Raw genomic sequence first — 14,649 nt, forward strand, 5'->3', positions numbered from 1 at the left:
ATCTCTCTAGGCACAAGGTCATATCGAGATGCCAAGGCGCTCATCGGTCAGTCGTTCTTAAAGTCCTAAGATCGACGACCGCCGCCCTCGCATCCCTTCCGATCCGTTTCACAATGTCAAAAATCCAGACGAAGCGTCCCCGCCTCGCGGCACCCTCGGGCGCCCGCCTCTCTTAAGAGGCTGTATTCTCTGGCTTTTCAGCCCCGCCCGGCGCCGCGTCGTCCGCGGTGCCCGTCGGTGTGGGGCGGTTTATAAGGGCCACAGCCAACCCTGGCAACACCTTTTTTGACGGTTTTTTCGGACATCCGTCCGGCGACCGCACAACCCATTGGGACTCCGTGAAGAATCGCCTCCGGATTTTTTCGCGACGCAGAGACCGTTCCGGTCCGGGCAGCCATCACGCCCCCGTACCGGCCCGTCCACCTGCTTCGGCGGATCCCCGGTCGCGGCATCTTGTACCGGCGCCCGGCTATGCCCATCCTACATGGTTAAGGAAATGCTGCGATCAAGCCCCCACCCCACCCGTGGAGGCGGATCGTGGCGGCGACGCGGAGCCCATTCGCGCGCCATCCCGCCGCTTACGCGCGGGGACACCGATGCCGGGACCGGGGGCCACCCACGGACCCCGTCTCCGGGCATCGCAGGAGGAACGTCACGGCCGGCGGGTCCGTTCAACGGACAGACCGTCCCCCTTTCTGCCCGGGGACGGCCAGCTTGGAGGAGATCGGGCGCATGCTCGTCGAACACATCCTGCGGCGGAAAGGCCGCCGCATCGCCATCGTTGATCCGGAAGCCACCATTTCCCGCGCCCTCGAGATCCTGGCCCAGGACAATATCGGCGCCCTGCCGGTGGTCCGCGACGGCCGCATCGTCGGCATGCTGTCGGAGCGCGACGTCGCCCGCGGCCTGGTCGACCGGGGCGCCGCCCTGCTCGACACCCCGGTCACCGAGCTGATGACCACCCGGCTGACCACCTGCCGGCCCGAGACCACGATCGAAGAACTGATGACCATGATGACCATGCGCCGTATCCGCCATGTGCCGGTGCTGGGCGAGGATGGCGGCCTGACCGGCATGATCAGCATCGGCGACGTGGTGAAATGCCGCCTGGACGAGCTGGAGACCGAGGCCCAGGCGCTGCGCGACTACGTGGCCGGCGTTCAATGACCGGCTCTGCCCGGCCCTGACCGGCCGTCAGCCGGCCTCTGCGGCCAGCCGATCCAGCGCCACGCCGTCGATCATCTGCAGCATCCCGCCCGTCGCCTCGAAGCCCATCCGGGCATAGAAGCGGCGGGCGCGATCGTTGTCGGCCTGGACATGCAGCTCCAGCCGGTCGGCGCCGAGCGCAGTCGCACGGCCTGCGACATGGGCGATCAGCCGCCGGGCGACCGCCCCGCCGCGGGCGGCCGGCACGACGTAGAGATTGTCGAGCAGCAGATAGTCCCGCGCCCGAAAGCTGGAATAGACCGGGAACCAGCTGGCAAAGCCCAGCGCCCGGCCGGCCGCATCTTCGGCCAGCGCCGCCTGAAAACGCGGTGCCGGACCGAAACCGTGTGCGGCCACCAGCGCCTCGGTCGCGCGAAACCGGGCGCCGGCGCCGTCTTCCACCGCAAGATCGCGCAGCAGCGCCCAGAGCCGCCCGGCATCCGCCGCCACGGCCGCCCGGATCACGATCCCGGCGCCCTCTCCTGCTTCTGCTCCGGTCATCCCACCCTCTTCAGCGCCCCGGCTGCCTTCGCGTCAGCTGCCCGCTTCACATCTTCGGGCACCAGCCCGGTCGACAGCGACCAGGCATCGACATCATTGGCGCCTTCGGTCGCGATCACCAGCACCCGCGCCGCAGGCCCGAGCCCGAGTGCCGCCTGAAGCCCCGGATCCGCCACCGCCTGAAGCAGGCCCGCGAGCCCCGCGGCACCGCTTTCGCCCACCACCAGGGCAGGATCACCCGCAACCGGCCGGGCCAGCCGGTTCACCGCCGCCCGTGCCGCTGCATCGGGCACCGCCATGAAATCGCGGGCGAGGCGCGAGAGGATACGCCAGCCGGTCGCCGAAGGCTCGCGGCATTCAAGCAGCGCCATCACGGTCGGCGCATGGACGGCAAGCTGCAGGCGCCGCCCGGCCCGCGCACTTTCCAGCAGACAGGCGGCCCCGTCGGGTTCCACCACCACCAGCCGGATGCCCAGGCCCGCCAGCGCCAGATGTGCCGCGACCGCGGCCGCCATGCCGCCGACACCGGCCTGGAGGAACAGATGGGTCGGCGGCCGGTCGCCGCATTGACGCAGGATCTCGGCCGCCATCACGGTATAGCCCTGCATCACCAGGGTCGGGATCCGTTCCTGCCCCGGCAGGGCCATGTCCGAGACGTTGATCCAGCCTTCGGCTGCGCAGCTCCTGGCGACCGCGGCCAGGCTGTCGTCGTAATCGCCCGCCACCCGCACGATCCGGGCCCCCTCGGCCCGGATGGCATCGGCGCGCACCTCGCGCACGCCCTGATGCAGGAAGACCACGGCCCGCGCGCCCACCAGCCGCGCCCCGGCGGCGACCGACCGGCCATGATTGCCGTCGGTGGCGCAGGCCATGGTGAGGGTGCGGGTGACCGCAAGAAGGGCAGGCGTGCCGAGATCTTCCGGCCCGAAGCGGCGCCCCGTCCGCCGCCCGGCCTCGTCCAGCGCCAGACGGATCGCGGCATGGGCGCCGCCGAGCGCCTTGAAGCTGCCGAGCCCGTGGCGACCGCTCTCGTCCTTCACCAGCAGCGCACCAAGCCCCGAGGCCGCGGCGAGCCCCGGCAGTTCGACCAGCGGTGTCGGCCCCTCGCCATGGGTGACGGCGAACAAAGCCTCCGCCGCGGCAGCGGCCCCGGCGCCGAAGGCGGCCGCATCGGCAGGATCGAGCGCGCCGCCGGCATCGGCGAGCATGTTGGGCAGATACATGGTCCATCCCCTGGCTGCTGTGAGAGGATGGAAGAATATTGCGTGTGGTCAGAGAAAGGCGCTTTGATCCCGGGGTGTCGACGCAAGTTTTTCTCGTCCGGAGGCCACCAGATGACGATCGGATCCAACCGCGCCGAACTCGACGGCTTCGATCTGGCGATCCTGGCCCTGCTTCAGCAGGATGCGCGCCTGCCGCAGCGGCGGATCGCCGAGGCGGTGGCGCTGTCGACACCGGCGGTGCAGCGGCGGATCCGGCGGCTGGAAGAGATCGGCGTGATCCTGGCCAATGCCGCGATCGTCGATCCGGCCCGGCTCGGCCGGCCGATCACCATTCTGGTGCTGGTGGAGGTGGAAAGCGAACAGGCGGCCCCGCTGGACGCGACCCGCGCCGCCTTTGCCGCCGCCCCGGAGGTCCAGCAATGCTATTACGTCACCGGCGAGGCCGATTTCGTGCTGGTGGTGACGGTGCCCGACATGGGTGCCTATCAGGCGCTGACCCGCCGGCTGTTCCTGGACGACCCCAATGTCCGCCGTTTCCGGACCTTCGTCGCCATGGAACGGGTGAAGGTCGGGCTGGCGGTGCCGGTCGATGCCGCGGCCGTCAACGGCCGGTCGTGAATTCCCGAGGCGATCGTAAACTCAAGACGCCGTCGTGAAGGGATTGGCGCCGGTCGCGGCCAGCACCGCCCAGGCGGTGGCGCCCAGATGCGGCCAGCGGTGGTAGCGGAAATCATCGATCACGCTGTCGGGGCCGATGGCGAGGCCGGTGGTGATCGACGGCCGGCGCGTCGCCCAGAGCCAGCCCCCGGGCGAGACCTCGCCCAGCACCAGATCGAGCAGGCGCTGCGCCTCGCCCGTCTGGCCCAGATGGCCGGCAACCAGGGCCGCCTGGGCGGTGCCCTCGATCCAGACCCCGTCGCGGTCGTCGTTGAAATCGAAACCGCCATCGACGCCATGGGCATCGCCCGCCCAGGCCCAGGCGCTCCGCCAGGCCACGGGTGCCCCCTGCAACAGCAGCGGCCAGAGCTGGGCATCCAGCCCCGAGGTCCTGGTGTTGAGCGTGGCCCCATCGGGCAGGGTGCCGGTCGGGAAATGGTCGCTGCCGGCCTGCCACATCCGGTCGAGGAACCGGCGCGCCCGATCTGCCGCAACGCCCCAGCCGGCCGTGCCGGGATCAGCAGTCTTCAGGCGCGTGAACAGCGCCACCAGATCGGCATGATGCTCGGTCGATTTCCAGCCGATCCGGCGCAGCCCCGCCCCGGCCCCGTCCACCCCGCCGGTATAGCCGCCGGGGCCGGCCTCGTCGGCGGTCTGGTCGATCACCCAGCCCCCGATCCGGCGGGCGGCGTCGAGGGCCTGTCGGCGCAGATCGGCCGGGAAGGCCGGATCCTCGGGGCGTTCTGCCACCGCAAGCAGGGCAAGGCCCACCCAGGCCGCATTGCCGGTGGCGGTGCCGGTCTGATAGGGATCCTCCACCCAGCGGCCGGCGGCGGCATCCCACCAGCCATTGGGCGGCGGCGGGCTTTCGGTCTGGGCACCGGCGCGATAGGCATTGCGCACACGGCCGCGATCGGCACCCGCCTGGCGCGGATCTTCCGACAGCACGGCATCGGCGAAGGCGATGGCGATCCTGGCTGCGGCATCGCTGCGGCCGCAGGCGATCAACGCCCGGAGCGCCAGGGCGTTGTCATAGGCGAAGGCGGCGCCGGCAAGCGCCGGGTCCGGATGCGGGCCCGACCCCGCCGGGGCATCCCAGCTGCGCAGGAAAACCGGCCCGGCGCCGTCGATCGCATCCACCCGCCCGGCCATGGCCTGGCAGAGCGGCACCACGCCCTGGGGCAGGACCGGCGCCGCGGCCGGAGCCCGCATGATGCCGAGCGCGGTGAGCGCCGCGACCAGGACAGGAAGGGTCGGGCGCAGAGGATGGGTCGGGCGTCGCGACATCAGAGATCGGCGACCCGGAACGGCCGGATCTCGAAACTCTGCCACACGCCCTGCACGGTATAGGGGTCGGCGGCCAGGGCGGCATCCAGCGCCGCCCGGTCGGGATATTCGGCCAGCATGGAGGAGCCGATCATGGTGCCGGCCTCGTCCAGCATCGCGCCGCCGATGATCAGATGGCCGTCGGCCTTCATTCTGCGTGCATTTTCCAGATGGGCCGGGCGCGCCGCCGCACGGCGGGCCGGCGCTTCGGCATCGGTACCGTCGCGGGCGATGACCAGGAACTGCATGGGCGTCTCCTTGATATCTCGTCTCGGCCGGTCTGCCGCCGGCCCGGCGTGTCGCGTCTCTGTCGGGGCCGGATCAGGCGTCGCGGCCGAGCAGGGCCATCAGCTCGCGCCATTCGCGCGGGCTCATGCCGGTCTCCTCGCGCGCCGGCATCTCGCCGGCCAGCATGCGCCGGACGACATGCAGGGCGCTGCGCGACAGGTGTGCGCCGCCCAGCCGGTATTCCTCGAAGGCGGCGGCGACCAGCGGCACCCAGCGATGGGTGATGTCCATCATGGTCTCGGCATAGGCGCGGATTTCGTACTGGGCATGGGGATCGGCACGCAGCGACAGAAAATGCAGCAGGTTGTGCAGATCGGTCTTCCAATACCACTGCGTGTAGTAGTTCAGGGTCAGGTTCATCCGCGCCAGTTCGCGCGCCAGGCGGTCGCGGGTCGGATCCTCGGCCTCGCCCTCGTCGGTCTCGTTCAGCATCCAGCGGTAGTTGTCGTACACCCGCCGGGCATCGTCGCGCAGGATGTCCATCACCCGGCCGGCCTGATCGGCCGGCAGCAGCGCCTCGCGGCCCTGGCGGTTGCTGGTCGACTGCGCCGCCACCTGGTCGGCCGCCGGCACATAGAACTCCCGGTCCAGGATCGAATAGCGCGCCGAGTACTCGTTGACATTGGCGGTGCGGTGGCGGATCCACTGCCGCGCCACGAAGATCGGCAGCTTCACATGCAGCTTGATCTCGCACATCTCGAACGGCGTGGTGTGCCGGTGGCGCATCAGATAATTGATCAGCCCGCGGTCCTCGTTGACCTTGCGGGTGCCGCGGCCATACGAGACCCGCGCCGCCTGAACCACCGCCGCATCGTCGCCCATATAGTCGACCACGCGCACGAAACCATGGTCGAGCACCGGAAAGGCGGTGTGCAGCACGCTTTCCATGCCGGTCGAGACCGTGCGCAGGGTGGGCACCGCCTCGGCGCGCAGGGCGTCGATTTCGGCCTGCTGCTCGGGGGTTACGGTCATCGCGTCGGTCTCCTTCCGGCGTGGATCTGGTCGCCCCTGGATACAGGGGCCGCCCCCCGCAGGCAAGGGCGCGGCGTCCCCCTGCATCGCATGGCCGCAGCTTGGGCTTTGCATGTCACGGCCGAGCGCCTATATATGGGGTGCCGGTCGCAAGGCCGGCTATGGCGATACAGGGCCTCACGGAATAAACGTATCGGACCCGGGGGCAGTGCCCGGCGCCTCCACCAGTTCAGATCACCGGCCTTCGGGCCGGTGCTCCATGGGGGCGAGCCAGGATCGACGTGCGTGGTAAAGGTTTGGTCTTCGCCCGGCATGATACCGCCGTTATCGGGTCACTCAAACAGGTGCGAACGACAACCGTGTCGCCCTCGCTGCCTAACTAGGCAAGCGCGGTCCGGGGGGCACCGGGCAACAGAAGCCCCCCACTCTATCACCGGCCGCAGCCGGTCCGGATGCCGTGTCGCGGGATGCGGGGTCCGCCGTTGCAGCCGGACCTCGGCCCTTCTTGACCAGCCGACGATCATCTTCAACCGACGATCATCGAGACCGGACGCCGCATGCCGCAGATCGCCTACGACCAGCTCATCGACACCGCTCTGCGTGGGGTGGTCCGCACCGTTCTCGAACAGGCTGCCGAAAGCGGCCTGAGCGACGGCCATCATTTCTACCTGACCTTCCGCACCCAGGCGCCGGGCGTCGAGGTGCCGGAATATCTTCGCGCCCGCTACCCGGAAGAGATGACCATCGTGCTGGAGCACGAGTTCTGGGGCCTGGACGTGAACCAGCACGGTTTTGCGGTGACGCTGGCCTTTGGTGGCCGCCATGAGCGTCTGGTCGTGCCCTTCGTCGCCATCACCGGCTTCGCCGATCCGAGCGTCAAGTTCGGCCTTCAGTTCCACGCCATCGACGAGGCAGACGACCTCTTCGACGACGAGGATGAAGAGGTCGACGAGGAGATGTTCGAGATCGAGGACCGGCTGTCCGAAGGCCAGGACAACGGCCGCGCGGCGCCGACCCCCGAGGCCGAGGCCGGCGACAACGTCGTGGCGCTCGACCGGTTCCGCAAGCGCTGACCCCCGATGGCGGAGGCAACCACCGCCGATGGTGCCGCCGGCCTGCCGGCGGCCGCCCGCCGTGTGGCCGCAGCGCTTGAAGCGGCCGGCCATCCGGCCGTCATCCGCATTTTCCCCGACAGCACCCGATCCGCCGCCGAGGCTGCCGCCGCCGTCGGCTGCCGGACGGAAGAGATCGTCAAATCGCTGATCTTCCGGCGCAGCAGCGACGATGCCGCGGTGCTGGTGCTGATCGGCGGTGCCGACCGGGTCGATACCGCAAAGCTCGCCCTGGTCGTGGGATCGAAGACCGGCCGGGCGGATGCGGATTTCGTGCGCCGGGCCACCGGCTATGCCATCGGCGGCGTGCCGCCGCTCGGCCATGCGACAGCTGCGGTGGTGGTGATGGATGAAGGGCTGATGGCGCTGTCCACCGCCTGGGCGGCCGCCGGCACCCCGCATGCGGTGTTCGAGACCACGCCGGCCGATCTGGCCCGGATCACCGGTGCCGTGATCGCAGCCGTGGCCGCCACGCCTGCAGCCTGACCGGCCGGCCATGGCCGCTCCGCTCCCGCCCGCCCCCCTGGACGAAGATCCCCCGCAGGACCTGATGCTGCCGCCCCTTGAGGCGGCGGTCGAGAAACGCTCGGTCTCCATCCAGGGCCACCGCACCAGCGTGTCGCTGGAAGCGCCGTTCTGGCGGGTGCTGAAGCGGGCGGCACGCGCGCGCGGCATCTCTCTGGGCGCGCTGGTCGCGGCGATCGATGCCGCCCGGCGGGTGGACCGGGTCAACCTGTCGAGCGCGCTGCGGCTCTTCGCCCTGGCCGAGGCGGAAAGCCGGGCCACCGCGGCCCCTTCCGACCCGGAATCCACGCTGCGGGCCCCGTCGGAAGACGCCTCGGACCAGCTGTGACACCCCCGGCGCTTGCGCCGCAGCATCCGCGTGGTATATCTCTGGGCCGGGGATGAGAGCCGACGGCCCGTCCGTGACCACATTCCCGAATTTTGGCGGGGCGTAGCGCAGCCTGGTAGCGCATCTGCTTTGGGAGCAGAGGGTCGCGTGTTCGAATCACGCCGCCCCGACCATATCTATCCTGTCCGGCCGCGCCGGCCCACCAGCCTCGCGGCCACGAACCGGACCACCCGAAACGGCCCGCCGGCCCGAAGCGACCGGTATCGAGGCCCGTCGACAAGGATCGTGTGAGGCGATGGACGCGCGCATCTACCTGCCGGCGAAGAACGCCATGCAGTCCGGCCGCGCCAACACCCGCAAATGGGTGCTGGAGATGGAACCCGCTGCGGCGAAGCGCCTGGACCCCCTGATGGGCTGGACCGGCTCTGCCGATACCGACCAGCAGGTCGTGCTGCGGTTCGAGACCCTGGACGAGGCCGTGGCCTTCGCCAAGCGCAAGGGCCTGACCTACGAGGTCTACGAGCCGCATATGCGCGACCTGAAGATTCAGGCCTATGCCGACAAGTTCCGCTGGGACCGCGTGCGCTGAACAGCGTTCCGGCCTGACGGGTGCCCTTAGCTCAGTTGGATAGAGCATCGGCCTTCTAAGCCGGCGGTCGCAGGTTCGAATCCTGCAGGGCACGCCAGTCTTTCACGTCGCAGTCCGGTCCGCCGGGCTGCGGCGTGTCGTTTCGGGGGCGTGGCCGGCCGGTGCCCGTCTTCTTACCGAGACACCGTGTTCTTGCTGAGACATGGGGCTGCCGGGGGTGGCGGCAGGGCGCCCGCTCGATCATGCTGAGGGGCAGACCTTGCAGTCCGGAAACCGGAGGACGTGATGCCCCTGAACGCCCGCAAGGCGGTGCCGGTCGCCCTGGCCGCCATGCTCGCCGTCGCCACCGCCGCCCTGCCCGCCCGCGCCGACGGCACCTTCCCCACCAGCCTCGCCACCGAAGATCAGCAGCGGCTGGAGGCCTTCGAGACCGCCCGCGCCGAGGCGATCGCCGAGGCGCGCGCCGGCGGATCGCCCGAGGATGTGTCGGTGCTGGACGAGGTGCTGAGCGGCCGGCCGACCACGATGACGCCGGCCGAGATGGCCGGGATCTGGCGTTGCCGGACGATCAAGCTGGGCGGGCTGCTGCCGCTCACCATCTATCGCGACTTCAAGTGCCGGATCACCGATGACGGCGCCGGGCTGCGGCTGGAAAAGCTCTCGGGCTCGCAGCGGACCGGCGGCACCTTCTATGATCTGGCCGACGAAACCCGGCTGGGCTATGCCGGCGCCGGCTGGGTGGCGGGCGAGGCTCCCATGCGCTACGGCACCGATCCCGAGCGCAACCAGGTCGGCTATCTGGTGGTGCTCGGCCCCGAGCGCATGCGGCTGGAACTGCCGCTGCCGCAGTTCGAGTCCAAATTCGACATTCTGGACCTCAGGCGCTGACGGGACTTCAGGCACTGACGGGACTTCAGGCGCTGAGTTGCCGGGGCCGGCCACGATCCATAAGCAGCGCCGAAATCGCCCGGCGCACCGGTGCGGCCCCGCGGCCAAGATCCATCACCGCCCGCCGGGCAAGGCGTGCGGCGGGGTCGTCGCGGGTGTAGAGCCCGACGATGGCATTGGTCGCCGCCCAGAGCGGGGCCGTGGTCAGCTTGTGGCCGGCTTCGTAGCGATGCAGCATCAGGGCCGAGGCGATGTCGCCATCGGTGCGGGCGGCGCGGGCGATGCCCTCGGCCAGGCGTTCGGCGCTCTTCAGCCCCAGATTGAAGCCGTGGGCGGTGACCGGATGCATGCCGACCGCGGCATCGCCGATCAGCGCGAAGCGATGGCCGACGAAGCGGCGGGCCTGGACGGCGACCAGCGGCCAGCCATGGCGGGTGCTTTCAAGCTGCAGCCGGCCGAGCCGGCCGTCCAGCCGGACCATGATCTCATCCGCGAAGGCCGCGGGGTCGAGTGCGGTCAGCCGCGCGATTTCGGTATGGGGCAGCGTCAGCACCACCGAGGAGCGGCGGCCCGTGAGCGGCAGCAACGCCACCGTCTGGCCGTGACCGAACCATTCGGTCGCCACACCGCCATGATCGACCTGATCGTGGCTCATCCGGCAGACCAGCATGGTCTTGCCGAAATCCACCTGATCCGCGGCAATGCCGCGGGCCTCGCGCATCTTCGAGAACCGGGTATCGGCCGCGACCACCAGGCGGGCAGTCAACTCGCGGCCATCCTCCAGATCGACCGCCATGCCATGCGGGCGCACCCGGATGCCGGTCGCCTTCAGACCGTCCAGGATCGTCGCGGAGGTCTGCTCGCGCACCGCGTCATGAAGCGCCCGCCGGATCAGGTGATTGGGCACCAGACGGCCCAGCGGGCGGCCATCGGCGGCACCGTCGAAGATCAGGCTGCGATGGCCGGCCCCGTTCAGCACCCGGGCGGCGCGGAGGGGGGCGGTCTCTCCGGCCGGAATCCGCGCCCAGGCGCCCAGCCGCTCCAGCACCGCCATGGAATGATGGGTGAGCGCGATCTCGCGGCCGTCGAAAGGCGGGTCGGCCAGCACGGCCGCCGGCTGCGGATCGATCAGGGTAACGTCGAGCCCGGTGCCGTCCAGCGCCCGCGCGAAGGCAAGCCCTGCCGGGCCCGCGCCGATCACCGCCACATCCGTCTGCATGCGCCCCTCCTCCGTGACACCGGCCGCCGAGGCCGGGACGGCCTCGCGGGCGACAGGCTAGCAGCGGGCGCGGTGCGGTGCTATGCGGCGTTGTGTCCGGTGGCGGCACCCTTTGTCCTGGCGTCCGCTTCGGCCTCCGCCTCCGCTTCGGCGAGCCGGGCATAGCGGCGGGCCAGCACGGCGCAGACCATCAGCTGGATCTGGTGGAACAGCATCAGCGGCATCAGGATGGCGCCGGTATCGCGGCCGGCGAAGATCACATTGGCCATGGGCACGCCCGAAGCGAGGGTCTTCTTCGAGCCGCAGAACACGATGGTGATCCGGTCGGCCCGCGAGAAGCCGAGCCAGCGCGAGCCCAGCATGGTGATCGCCAGCACCAGGGCCAGCAGCAGGCAGTCGACCACCAGCATCACCGCCAGATCCAGCGCACCGACCCGGTTCCAGAAGCCCGAGACCACCGCGCCTGAAAAGGCGAGATACACGACCAGCACGATGGAGCCGCGATCGACCAGCCCCAGCGGTTTGCGGTGCCGGCGCAGCCAGTCGCCGATCCAGCGTTCCAGCACCTGGCCGGCGATGAACGGCACCAGCAGCTGGAAGACGATCGCCTCCACCTGATCCAGCGACACCCCCTGGCCGCTGGCCCCGAACAGCAGCGCCACCATGGCCGGGGTGATGAACATGCCGAGGATGTTCGAGGCCGAGGCCGAGCACACCGCCGCCGGGACATTGCCGCCGGCGATGGCGGTGAAGGCGATCGAGGACTGAACGGTGGAGGGCAGCACGCAGAGGAACAGCAGCCCCATCGCGATCGCCGGCGACAGCACGCTTTCCGGCAGCAGATGGGTGATGGCAAGACCCAGCACCGGGAAGATCACGAAGGTCGTGGCCAGCACCGCGATATGCAGGCGCCAGTTGGTCATGCCCTCGATCACGGTTGCGCGGGACAGCCGGCCGCCATGGAGGAAGAACACCGTCGCGATGGCGACGGTCGCGACATCGTGCAGGATCTCCGATGCCCGGCCGTCCACGGGCAGGATCGAGGCGGTCGCGACCGCCAGAATCAGCGCCAGCACGAAACGGTCCGGTAGAATGCGCGACAACAGGGCCATGGACGTCCTCCTTTCTGCTGTTCTGCGCCATCGCGGTTCAGGATGGAAGGAATAACAGGCATCATGTTTCACGATGACCGGATCCCCATCCCCGAGAGGCCGAGCCGATGCTCGATCCCGTTCAGCTGCGCAGTTTCATGGCCGTGGCCGAGGCCGGCAGTTTTACCGCCGCCGCCCGCGGGCTGGGGCTCGGCCAGTCGACCGTCAGCCAGCATGTCGCCCGGCTGGAGGCGGCGGCCGGCCGGCGGCTCATCGATCGCGACACCCATCATCTGTCGCTGACGACGGATGGCGAAGCCATGCTCGGCTTCGCCCGCGCCATGCTGGCGGTCGAAGATCGCGCCCGGGCGCATTTCGCCGCCCGTGAACTCCATGGCCGGCTGCGCTTCGGCGCCTCGGAAGGCTTCGTCACCAGCCGGCTCGGCCGGGTGCTGGAAAGCTTCGTGCGCGACCACCCGGCCATCGATCTGGAAATCACGGTCGCGCTCTCGGGCACGCTGCACCGCATGCTGGATGACGGCCTGCTGGATCTGGTGCTGGCCAAGCGGCGTCTGGGCCGGCCCCGCGGCCGGCCGGTGCACCGCGAGCCGCTGATCTGGGCGGCGCGCAGCGCCGACATCGCCGATCCTGCCCGGCCGCTGCCGCTGATCGCCTTTCCGCCGCCCAGCATCACCCGGGCGGCGGCGATCGACGCGCTCGACCGTGCCGGCCGGGCCTGGCGGATCGTCTGCACCTCGGGCAGCCTGAGCGGGCTCAAGGCCGCGGCCGATGCCGGGCTGGGCGTGATGGTCCAGCCCCGCAGCATGCGTCCTCATGGCCTGGTGGAACTGGAGGGTGGCCCCGGCCTGCCGGCGCTGGAAGAGGTGGAGTTCATCATCGAGGACGTTTCGGTCCGCCGCCCGCCCGACAGCCCGGAAGCCCGCGCCGCCCGGATCCTGACCGAGGCGCTGGTGGTGGGGGGGATCTGGCGGAATGGGTGAACCGGCCGCGATATGCGGCGCTGAAATTGACGCATGCGCCCCCCATCTCTAAAGTAGAACGGCAATCGGGAGGCCCGATATGAGTGACACTCTTGAAATTCCCTCTAAGGAATTTGAGCACAACTTCAGCCGGTACAGGTCGGCTGCAAAACATCAGCCGGTTGTCGTCCTGGACGAAGGGGAGGATGCCGTGGTTCTGATTTCGATGAACGAGTATCGTCGCCTGAAGCGGCGGGATCGGGAGGTTTTGCGGGTCGAAGATCTTTCCGACGATGACATCGCTGCCATCGAGGCCGCCGAGCCCGGCCCCGAATGCGCGCAGTTTGACCACGAATTCCCCGCACATGGCTGGAAGTGAGCGGGGACGGTGAGAGCCCCCGATCCGACCCCGGGCCTGGTCGTTCGCTACAGTTTTCTCTGGTGGTCTGAACACCGCGCCGGGCGAGAAGAAGGGGTGAAGGACAGGCCTTGTGCCGTGGTCCTGGTCAGCCTTGATGAAGACGGCCTCAAACAGGTGACGGTCCTGCCGATCACCCATTCACCGCCCGGCGATCCCGATGCGGCTCTGGAACTGCCTGCCGAGACCAAGCAGCGCCTCGGCCTTGATGGTTTGCGGTCCTGGATTGTCCTCGACGAAGTCAACCGTTTCATCTGGCCTGGGCCGGACCTCGTCCCAAGGGTACGGGGCGACATGTCGACCGTTGCATACGGACATCTTCCCCGCGCCCTGATGCTTGAACTGCGCCGGCGGGTCGGTGTCCTGGCAAAAGCAAGACGGCTGCGGACAGTGCGGCGCACGGAATAGACGTGGGCCGCGCGCCGTCAGCGCCGTTCCCCAACCACCTCCCGCACCACCCCGCGCAGCCAGCGATGGACCGGATCGGCATCCATCCGCGGGTGCCAGAGCAGCGAGATGGTGATGTCGGGCACCGGCAGTGGCAGGGGGATGGTGACGAGGCCGTCGCGCAGCCGGCCGGTGGACCGCTCGGGCACGGTGGCGATCAGCCCGCCGTCGCGGACCAGGGAAAGGGCGGCCGGGAAGCTGGCGACGGTGGTGATCACCCGCCGCTCCAGCCCCAGCACCGCCAGCGCCTGATCGACGGCTTCGTGGCCCGTGGGCCGGCGCGCCACGCGGACATGGTCCCCCGCGGCATAAAGTGCCGGCGTCGCCCGGGGCGCGTTGGCCAGCGCATGGTCGGCCCGCACCACCGCCACGAAGCGGTCGCGGAACAGGGCCTGGGCCCGCAATTCGGGCCCTGCGGTCCCGTCCGCCACCCCCGTTTCCAGATCCACCACCGCATCGCGCAGCGCCGTGCCGTCCTTGTCGGTGCGGGCGACGAAATGCAGGCGCACGCCCGGCGCCTCCTGCGCGATCCGCCCGAGCAGGGCTAGACCGAAGGTTTCGACGAAGCCCTCGCGGGTTCTGAAGGTGAACGCGCGGTCGATCCGGGCCAGATCCGGCGGGGCTGCCGGCCGCAACAGGGCGGCCGCATCGCGCACCAGCCGCGCCGCCTCGTCCCGCAGCTCCAGCGCCCGCGGGGTCGGCACCAGGCCGCGGCCGGCCCGGACCAGCAGCGGGTCGCCGGTGGTCTCGCGCAGCCGCGCCAGCACCCGGCTGGTCGCCGACGCGCTGAGCTGCAGCCGCGCCGCCGCCCGGGCGACACTGCATTCACTGAGCAGCGCATCAAGCGCGATGAGCAGGTTGAGATCCGGGATGGTCATG

The 14,649-nt window shown here is 69.9% G+C and carries 18 protein-coding genes, 2 tRNA genes and 1 other RNA gene; 13 read left to right on the forward strand and 8 right to left on the reverse strand.

Annotated elements, in window-relative coordinates:
- The first annotated feature begins 732 nt into the window (after positions 1 to 732).
- On the forward strand, positions 733 to 1,167 hold the full coding sequence (locus WI697_RS21810) for a CBS domain-containing protein (protein ID WP_062762513.1): 435 nt from the start codon (positions 733 to 735) through the stop codon (positions 1,165 to 1,167).
- Positions 1,168 to 1,194: 27 nt separating this feature from the next.
- On the opposite strand, the gene WI697_RS21815 is transcribed toward WI697_RS21810, so the two are convergent.
- On the reverse strand, positions 1,195 to 1,707 hold the full coding sequence (locus WI697_RS21815) for a GNAT family N-acetyltransferase (RefSeq protein WP_345959916.1): 513 nt from the start codon (positions 1,705 to 1,707) through the stop codon (positions 1,195 to 1,197).
- Complete coding sequence (locus WI697_RS21820; RefSeq protein WP_345959918.1) at positions 1,704 to 2,930, reverse strand: diaminopropionate ammonia-lyase; 1,227 nt, start codon at positions 2,928 to 2,930, stop codon at positions 1,704 to 1,706. Before WI697_RS21820 ends, WI697_RS21815 begins: the two co-directional genes overlap by 4 nt.
- A 111-nt stretch (positions 2,931 to 3,041) precedes the next feature.
- Between WI697_RS21820 and WI697_RS21825 the strand changes: the two genes are divergently transcribed.
- The gene (locus WI697_RS21825) at positions 3,042 to 3,548 is read left to right on the forward strand and encodes an Lrp/AsnC family transcriptional regulator (RefSeq protein ID WP_062762508.1); all 507 of its coding nucleotides are present in this window, start codon (positions 3,042 to 3,044) and stop codon (positions 3,546 to 3,548) included.
- A gap of 21 nt (positions 3,549 to 3,569) precedes the next feature.
- Here WI697_RS21825 and WI697_RS21830 read toward each other — a convergent pair whose 3' ends face one another.
- From WI697_RS21830 to thyX, 3 genes are all read right to left on the reverse strand, one after another.
- A complete protein-coding gene (locus tag WI697_RS21830) occupies positions 3,570 to 4,874 on the reverse strand; it encodes a hypothetical protein (protein WP_345959920.1) in 1,305 nt (434 codons plus the stop codon).
- Positions 4,874 to 5,161 carry a YciI family protein gene (locus tag WI697_RS21835; RefSeq protein ID WP_062762504.1) on the reverse strand — a complete coding sequence of 96 codons (288 nt, stop codon included), beginning with the start codon at positions 5,159 to 5,161 and terminating at the stop codon, positions 4,874 to 4,876. The genes WI697_RS21830 and WI697_RS21835 overlap by 1 nt, the downstream gene beginning before the upstream one ends.
- A 73-nt stretch (positions 5,162 to 5,234) precedes the next feature.
- On the reverse strand, positions 5,235 to 6,173 hold the full coding sequence (thyX, locus tag WI697_RS21840; RefSeq protein ID WP_345959921.1) for an FAD-dependent thymidylate synthase: 939 nt from the start codon (positions 6,171 to 6,173) through the stop codon (positions 5,235 to 5,237).
- Positions 6,174 to 6,276: 103 nt separating this feature from the next.
- Between thyX and ssrA the strand changes: the two genes are divergently transcribed.
- The 8 genes from ssrA (at position 6,277) to WI697_RS21880 (ending at position 9,615) form a co-directional block, all read left to right on the forward strand.
- Positions 6,277 to 6,600: a transfer-messenger RNA gene (gene ssrA / locus WI697_RS21845) on the forward strand.
- Positions 6,601 to 6,730: 130 nt separating this feature from the next.
- Positions 6,731 to 7,246: an SspB family protein gene (locus WI697_RS21850; RefSeq protein WP_062762500.1), complete on the forward strand. Its 516-nt coding sequence runs from the start codon at positions 6,731 to 6,733 to the stop codon at positions 7,244 to 7,246.
- Between the two features lie 6 nt (positions 7,247 to 7,252).
- The gene (locus WI697_RS21855; RefSeq protein ID WP_345959922.1) at positions 7,253 to 7,771 is read left to right on the forward strand and encodes a YbaK/EbsC family protein; all 519 of its coding nucleotides are present in this window, start codon (positions 7,253 to 7,255) and stop codon (positions 7,769 to 7,771) included.
- 10 nt (positions 7,772 to 7,781) lie between these two features.
- Positions 7,782 to 8,138, forward strand: coding sequence for a ribbon-helix-helix domain-containing protein (locus WI697_RS21860; RefSeq protein ID WP_345959923.1), 357 nt, complete (start codon positions 7,782 to 7,784; stop codon positions 8,136 to 8,138).
- 96 nt (positions 8,139 to 8,234) lie between these two features.
- Positions 8,235 to 8,311: transfer RNA gene (locus WI697_RS21865), tRNA-Pro, on the forward strand.
- Between the two features lie 122 nt (positions 8,312 to 8,433).
- Positions 8,434 to 8,727, forward strand: coding sequence for an ETC complex I subunit (locus WI697_RS21870; protein ID WP_014745967.1), 294 nt, complete (start codon positions 8,434 to 8,436; stop codon positions 8,725 to 8,727).
- Between the two features lie 20 nt (positions 8,728 to 8,747).
- Positions 8,748 to 8,824 (forward strand) — tRNA-Arg (locus tag WI697_RS21875).
- Positions 8,825 to 9,012: 188 nt separating this feature from the next.
- Positions 9,013 to 9,615, forward strand: coding sequence for a DUF4893 domain-containing protein (locus WI697_RS21880; protein ID WP_345959924.1), 603 nt, complete (start codon positions 9,013 to 9,015; stop codon positions 9,613 to 9,615).
- A 25-nt stretch (positions 9,616 to 9,640) separates the two neighbouring features.
- Here WI697_RS21880 and ubiM read toward each other — a convergent pair whose 3' ends face one another.
- Together ubiM and WI697_RS21890 are read right to left on the reverse strand one after the other, a co-directional pair.
- The gene (ubiM, locus tag WI697_RS21885; protein WP_345959925.1) at positions 9,641 to 10,834 is read right to left on the reverse strand and encodes a 5-demethoxyubiquinol-8 5-hydroxylase UbiM; all 1,194 of its coding nucleotides are present in this window, start codon (positions 10,832 to 10,834) and stop codon (positions 9,641 to 9,643) included.
- An 80-nt stretch (positions 10,835 to 10,914) separates the two neighbouring features.
- Positions 10,915 to 11,946 (reverse strand): bile acid:sodium symporter family protein, encoded by a 1,032-nt coding sequence (locus tag WI697_RS21890; RefSeq protein WP_156503068.1) that lies wholly within the window; start codon positions 11,944 to 11,946, stop codon positions 10,915 to 10,917.
- A 107-nt stretch (positions 11,947 to 12,053) separates the two neighbouring features.
- Here WI697_RS21890 and WI697_RS21895 point away from each other — a divergent pair, with 107 nt between their 5' ends.
- The 3 genes from WI697_RS21895 to WI697_RS21905 all read left to right on the forward strand — a co-directional run bounded on the left by WI697_RS21895 (position 12,054) and on the right by WI697_RS21905 (position 13,731).
- Complete coding sequence (locus tag WI697_RS21895) at positions 12,054 to 12,926, forward strand: LysR substrate-binding domain-containing protein (RefSeq protein ID WP_345959926.1); 873 nt, start codon at positions 12,054 to 12,056, stop codon at positions 12,924 to 12,926.
- 79 nt (positions 12,927 to 13,005) lie between these two features.
- A complete protein-coding gene (locus WI697_RS21900; protein ID WP_345959927.1) occupies positions 13,006 to 13,284 on the forward strand; it encodes a type II toxin-antitoxin system Phd/YefM family antitoxin in 279 nt (92 codons plus the stop codon).
- 117 nt (positions 13,285 to 13,401) lie between these two features.
- On the forward strand, positions 13,402 to 13,731 hold the full coding sequence (locus WI697_RS21905) for a hypothetical protein (RefSeq protein WP_298649582.1): 330 nt from the start codon (positions 13,402 to 13,404) through the stop codon (positions 13,729 to 13,731).
- 17 nt (positions 13,732 to 13,748) lie between these two features.
- Here the strand turns inward: WI697_RS21905 and WI697_RS21910 are convergent, their stop codons facing one another.
- A complete protein-coding gene (locus WI697_RS21910; RefSeq protein WP_345959928.1) occupies positions 13,749 to 14,648 on the reverse strand; it encodes a LysR family transcriptional regulator in 900 nt (299 codons plus the stop codon).
- Between the last annotated feature and the right edge of the window lies 1 nt (position 14,649).

This window comes from Tistrella mobilis (assembly GCF_039634785.1).
GTDB lineage: Bacteria > Pseudomonadota > Alphaproteobacteria > Tistrellales > Tistrellaceae > Tistrella > Tistrella mobilis.

Coding starts and splice junctions, on each gene's coding strand:
- WI697_RS21890 (WP_156503068.1), bottom strand. CDS start 11,946: ATGGCCCTGTTGTCGCGCATTCTACCGGACCGTTTCGTGCTGGCGCTG.
- WI697_RS21825 (WP_062762508.1), top strand. CDS start 3,042: ATGACGATCGGATCCAACCGCGCCGAACTCGACGGCTTCGATCTGGCG.
- WI697_RS21880 (WP_345959924.1), top strand. CDS start 9,013: ATGCCCCTGAACGCCCGCAAGGCGGTGCCGGTCGCCCTGGCCGCCATG.
- WI697_RS21850 (WP_062762500.1), top strand. CDS start 6,731: ATGCCGCAGATCGCCTACGACCAGCTCATCGACACCGCTCTGCGTGGG.
- thyX (WP_345959921.1), bottom strand. CDS start 6,173: ATGACCGTAACCCCCGAGCAGCAGGCCGAAATCGACGCCCTGCGCGCC.
- WI697_RS21820 (WP_345959918.1), bottom strand. CDS start 2,930: ATGTATCTGCCCAACATGCTCGCCGATGCCGGCGGCGCGCTCGATCCT.
- WI697_RS21895 (WP_345959926.1), top strand. CDS start 12,054: ATGCTCGATCCCGTTCAGCTGCGCAGTTTCATGGCCGTGGCCGAGGCC.
- WI697_RS21815 (WP_345959916.1), bottom strand. CDS start 1,707: ATGACCGGAGCAGAAGCAGGAGAGGGCGCCGGGATCGTGATCCGGGCG.
- WI697_RS21900 (WP_345959927.1), top strand. CDS start 13,006: ATGAGTGACACTCTTGAAATTCCCTCTAAGGAATTTGAGCACAACTTC.
- ubiM (WP_345959925.1), bottom strand. CDS start 10,834: ATGCAGACGGATGTGGCGGTGATCGGCGCGGGCCCGGCAGGGCTTGCC.
- WI697_RS21910 (WP_345959928.1), bottom strand. CDS start 14,648: ATGACCATCCCGGATCTCAACCTGCTCATCGCGCTTGATGCGCTGCTC.
- WI697_RS21870 (WP_014745967.1), top strand. CDS start 8,434: ATGGACGCGCGCATCTACCTGCCGGCGAAGAACGCCATGCAGTCCGGC.
- WI697_RS21810 (WP_062762513.1), top strand. CDS start 733: ATGCTCGTCGAACACATCCTGCGGCGGAAAGGCCGCCGCATCGCCATC.
- WI697_RS21855 (WP_345959922.1), top strand. CDS start 7,253: ATGGCGGAGGCAACCACCGCCGATGGTGCCGCCGGCCTGCCGGCGGCC.
- WI697_RS21835 (WP_062762504.1), bottom strand. CDS start 5,161: ATGCAGTTCCTGGTCATCGCCCGCGACGGTACCGATGCCGAAGCGCCG.
- WI697_RS21830 (WP_345959920.1), bottom strand. CDS start 4,874: ATGTCGCGACGCCCGACCCATCCTCTGCGCCCGACCCTTCCTGTCCTG.
- WI697_RS21860 (WP_345959923.1), top strand. CDS start 7,782: ATGGCCGCTCCGCTCCCGCCCGCCCCCCTGGACGAAGATCCCCCGCAG.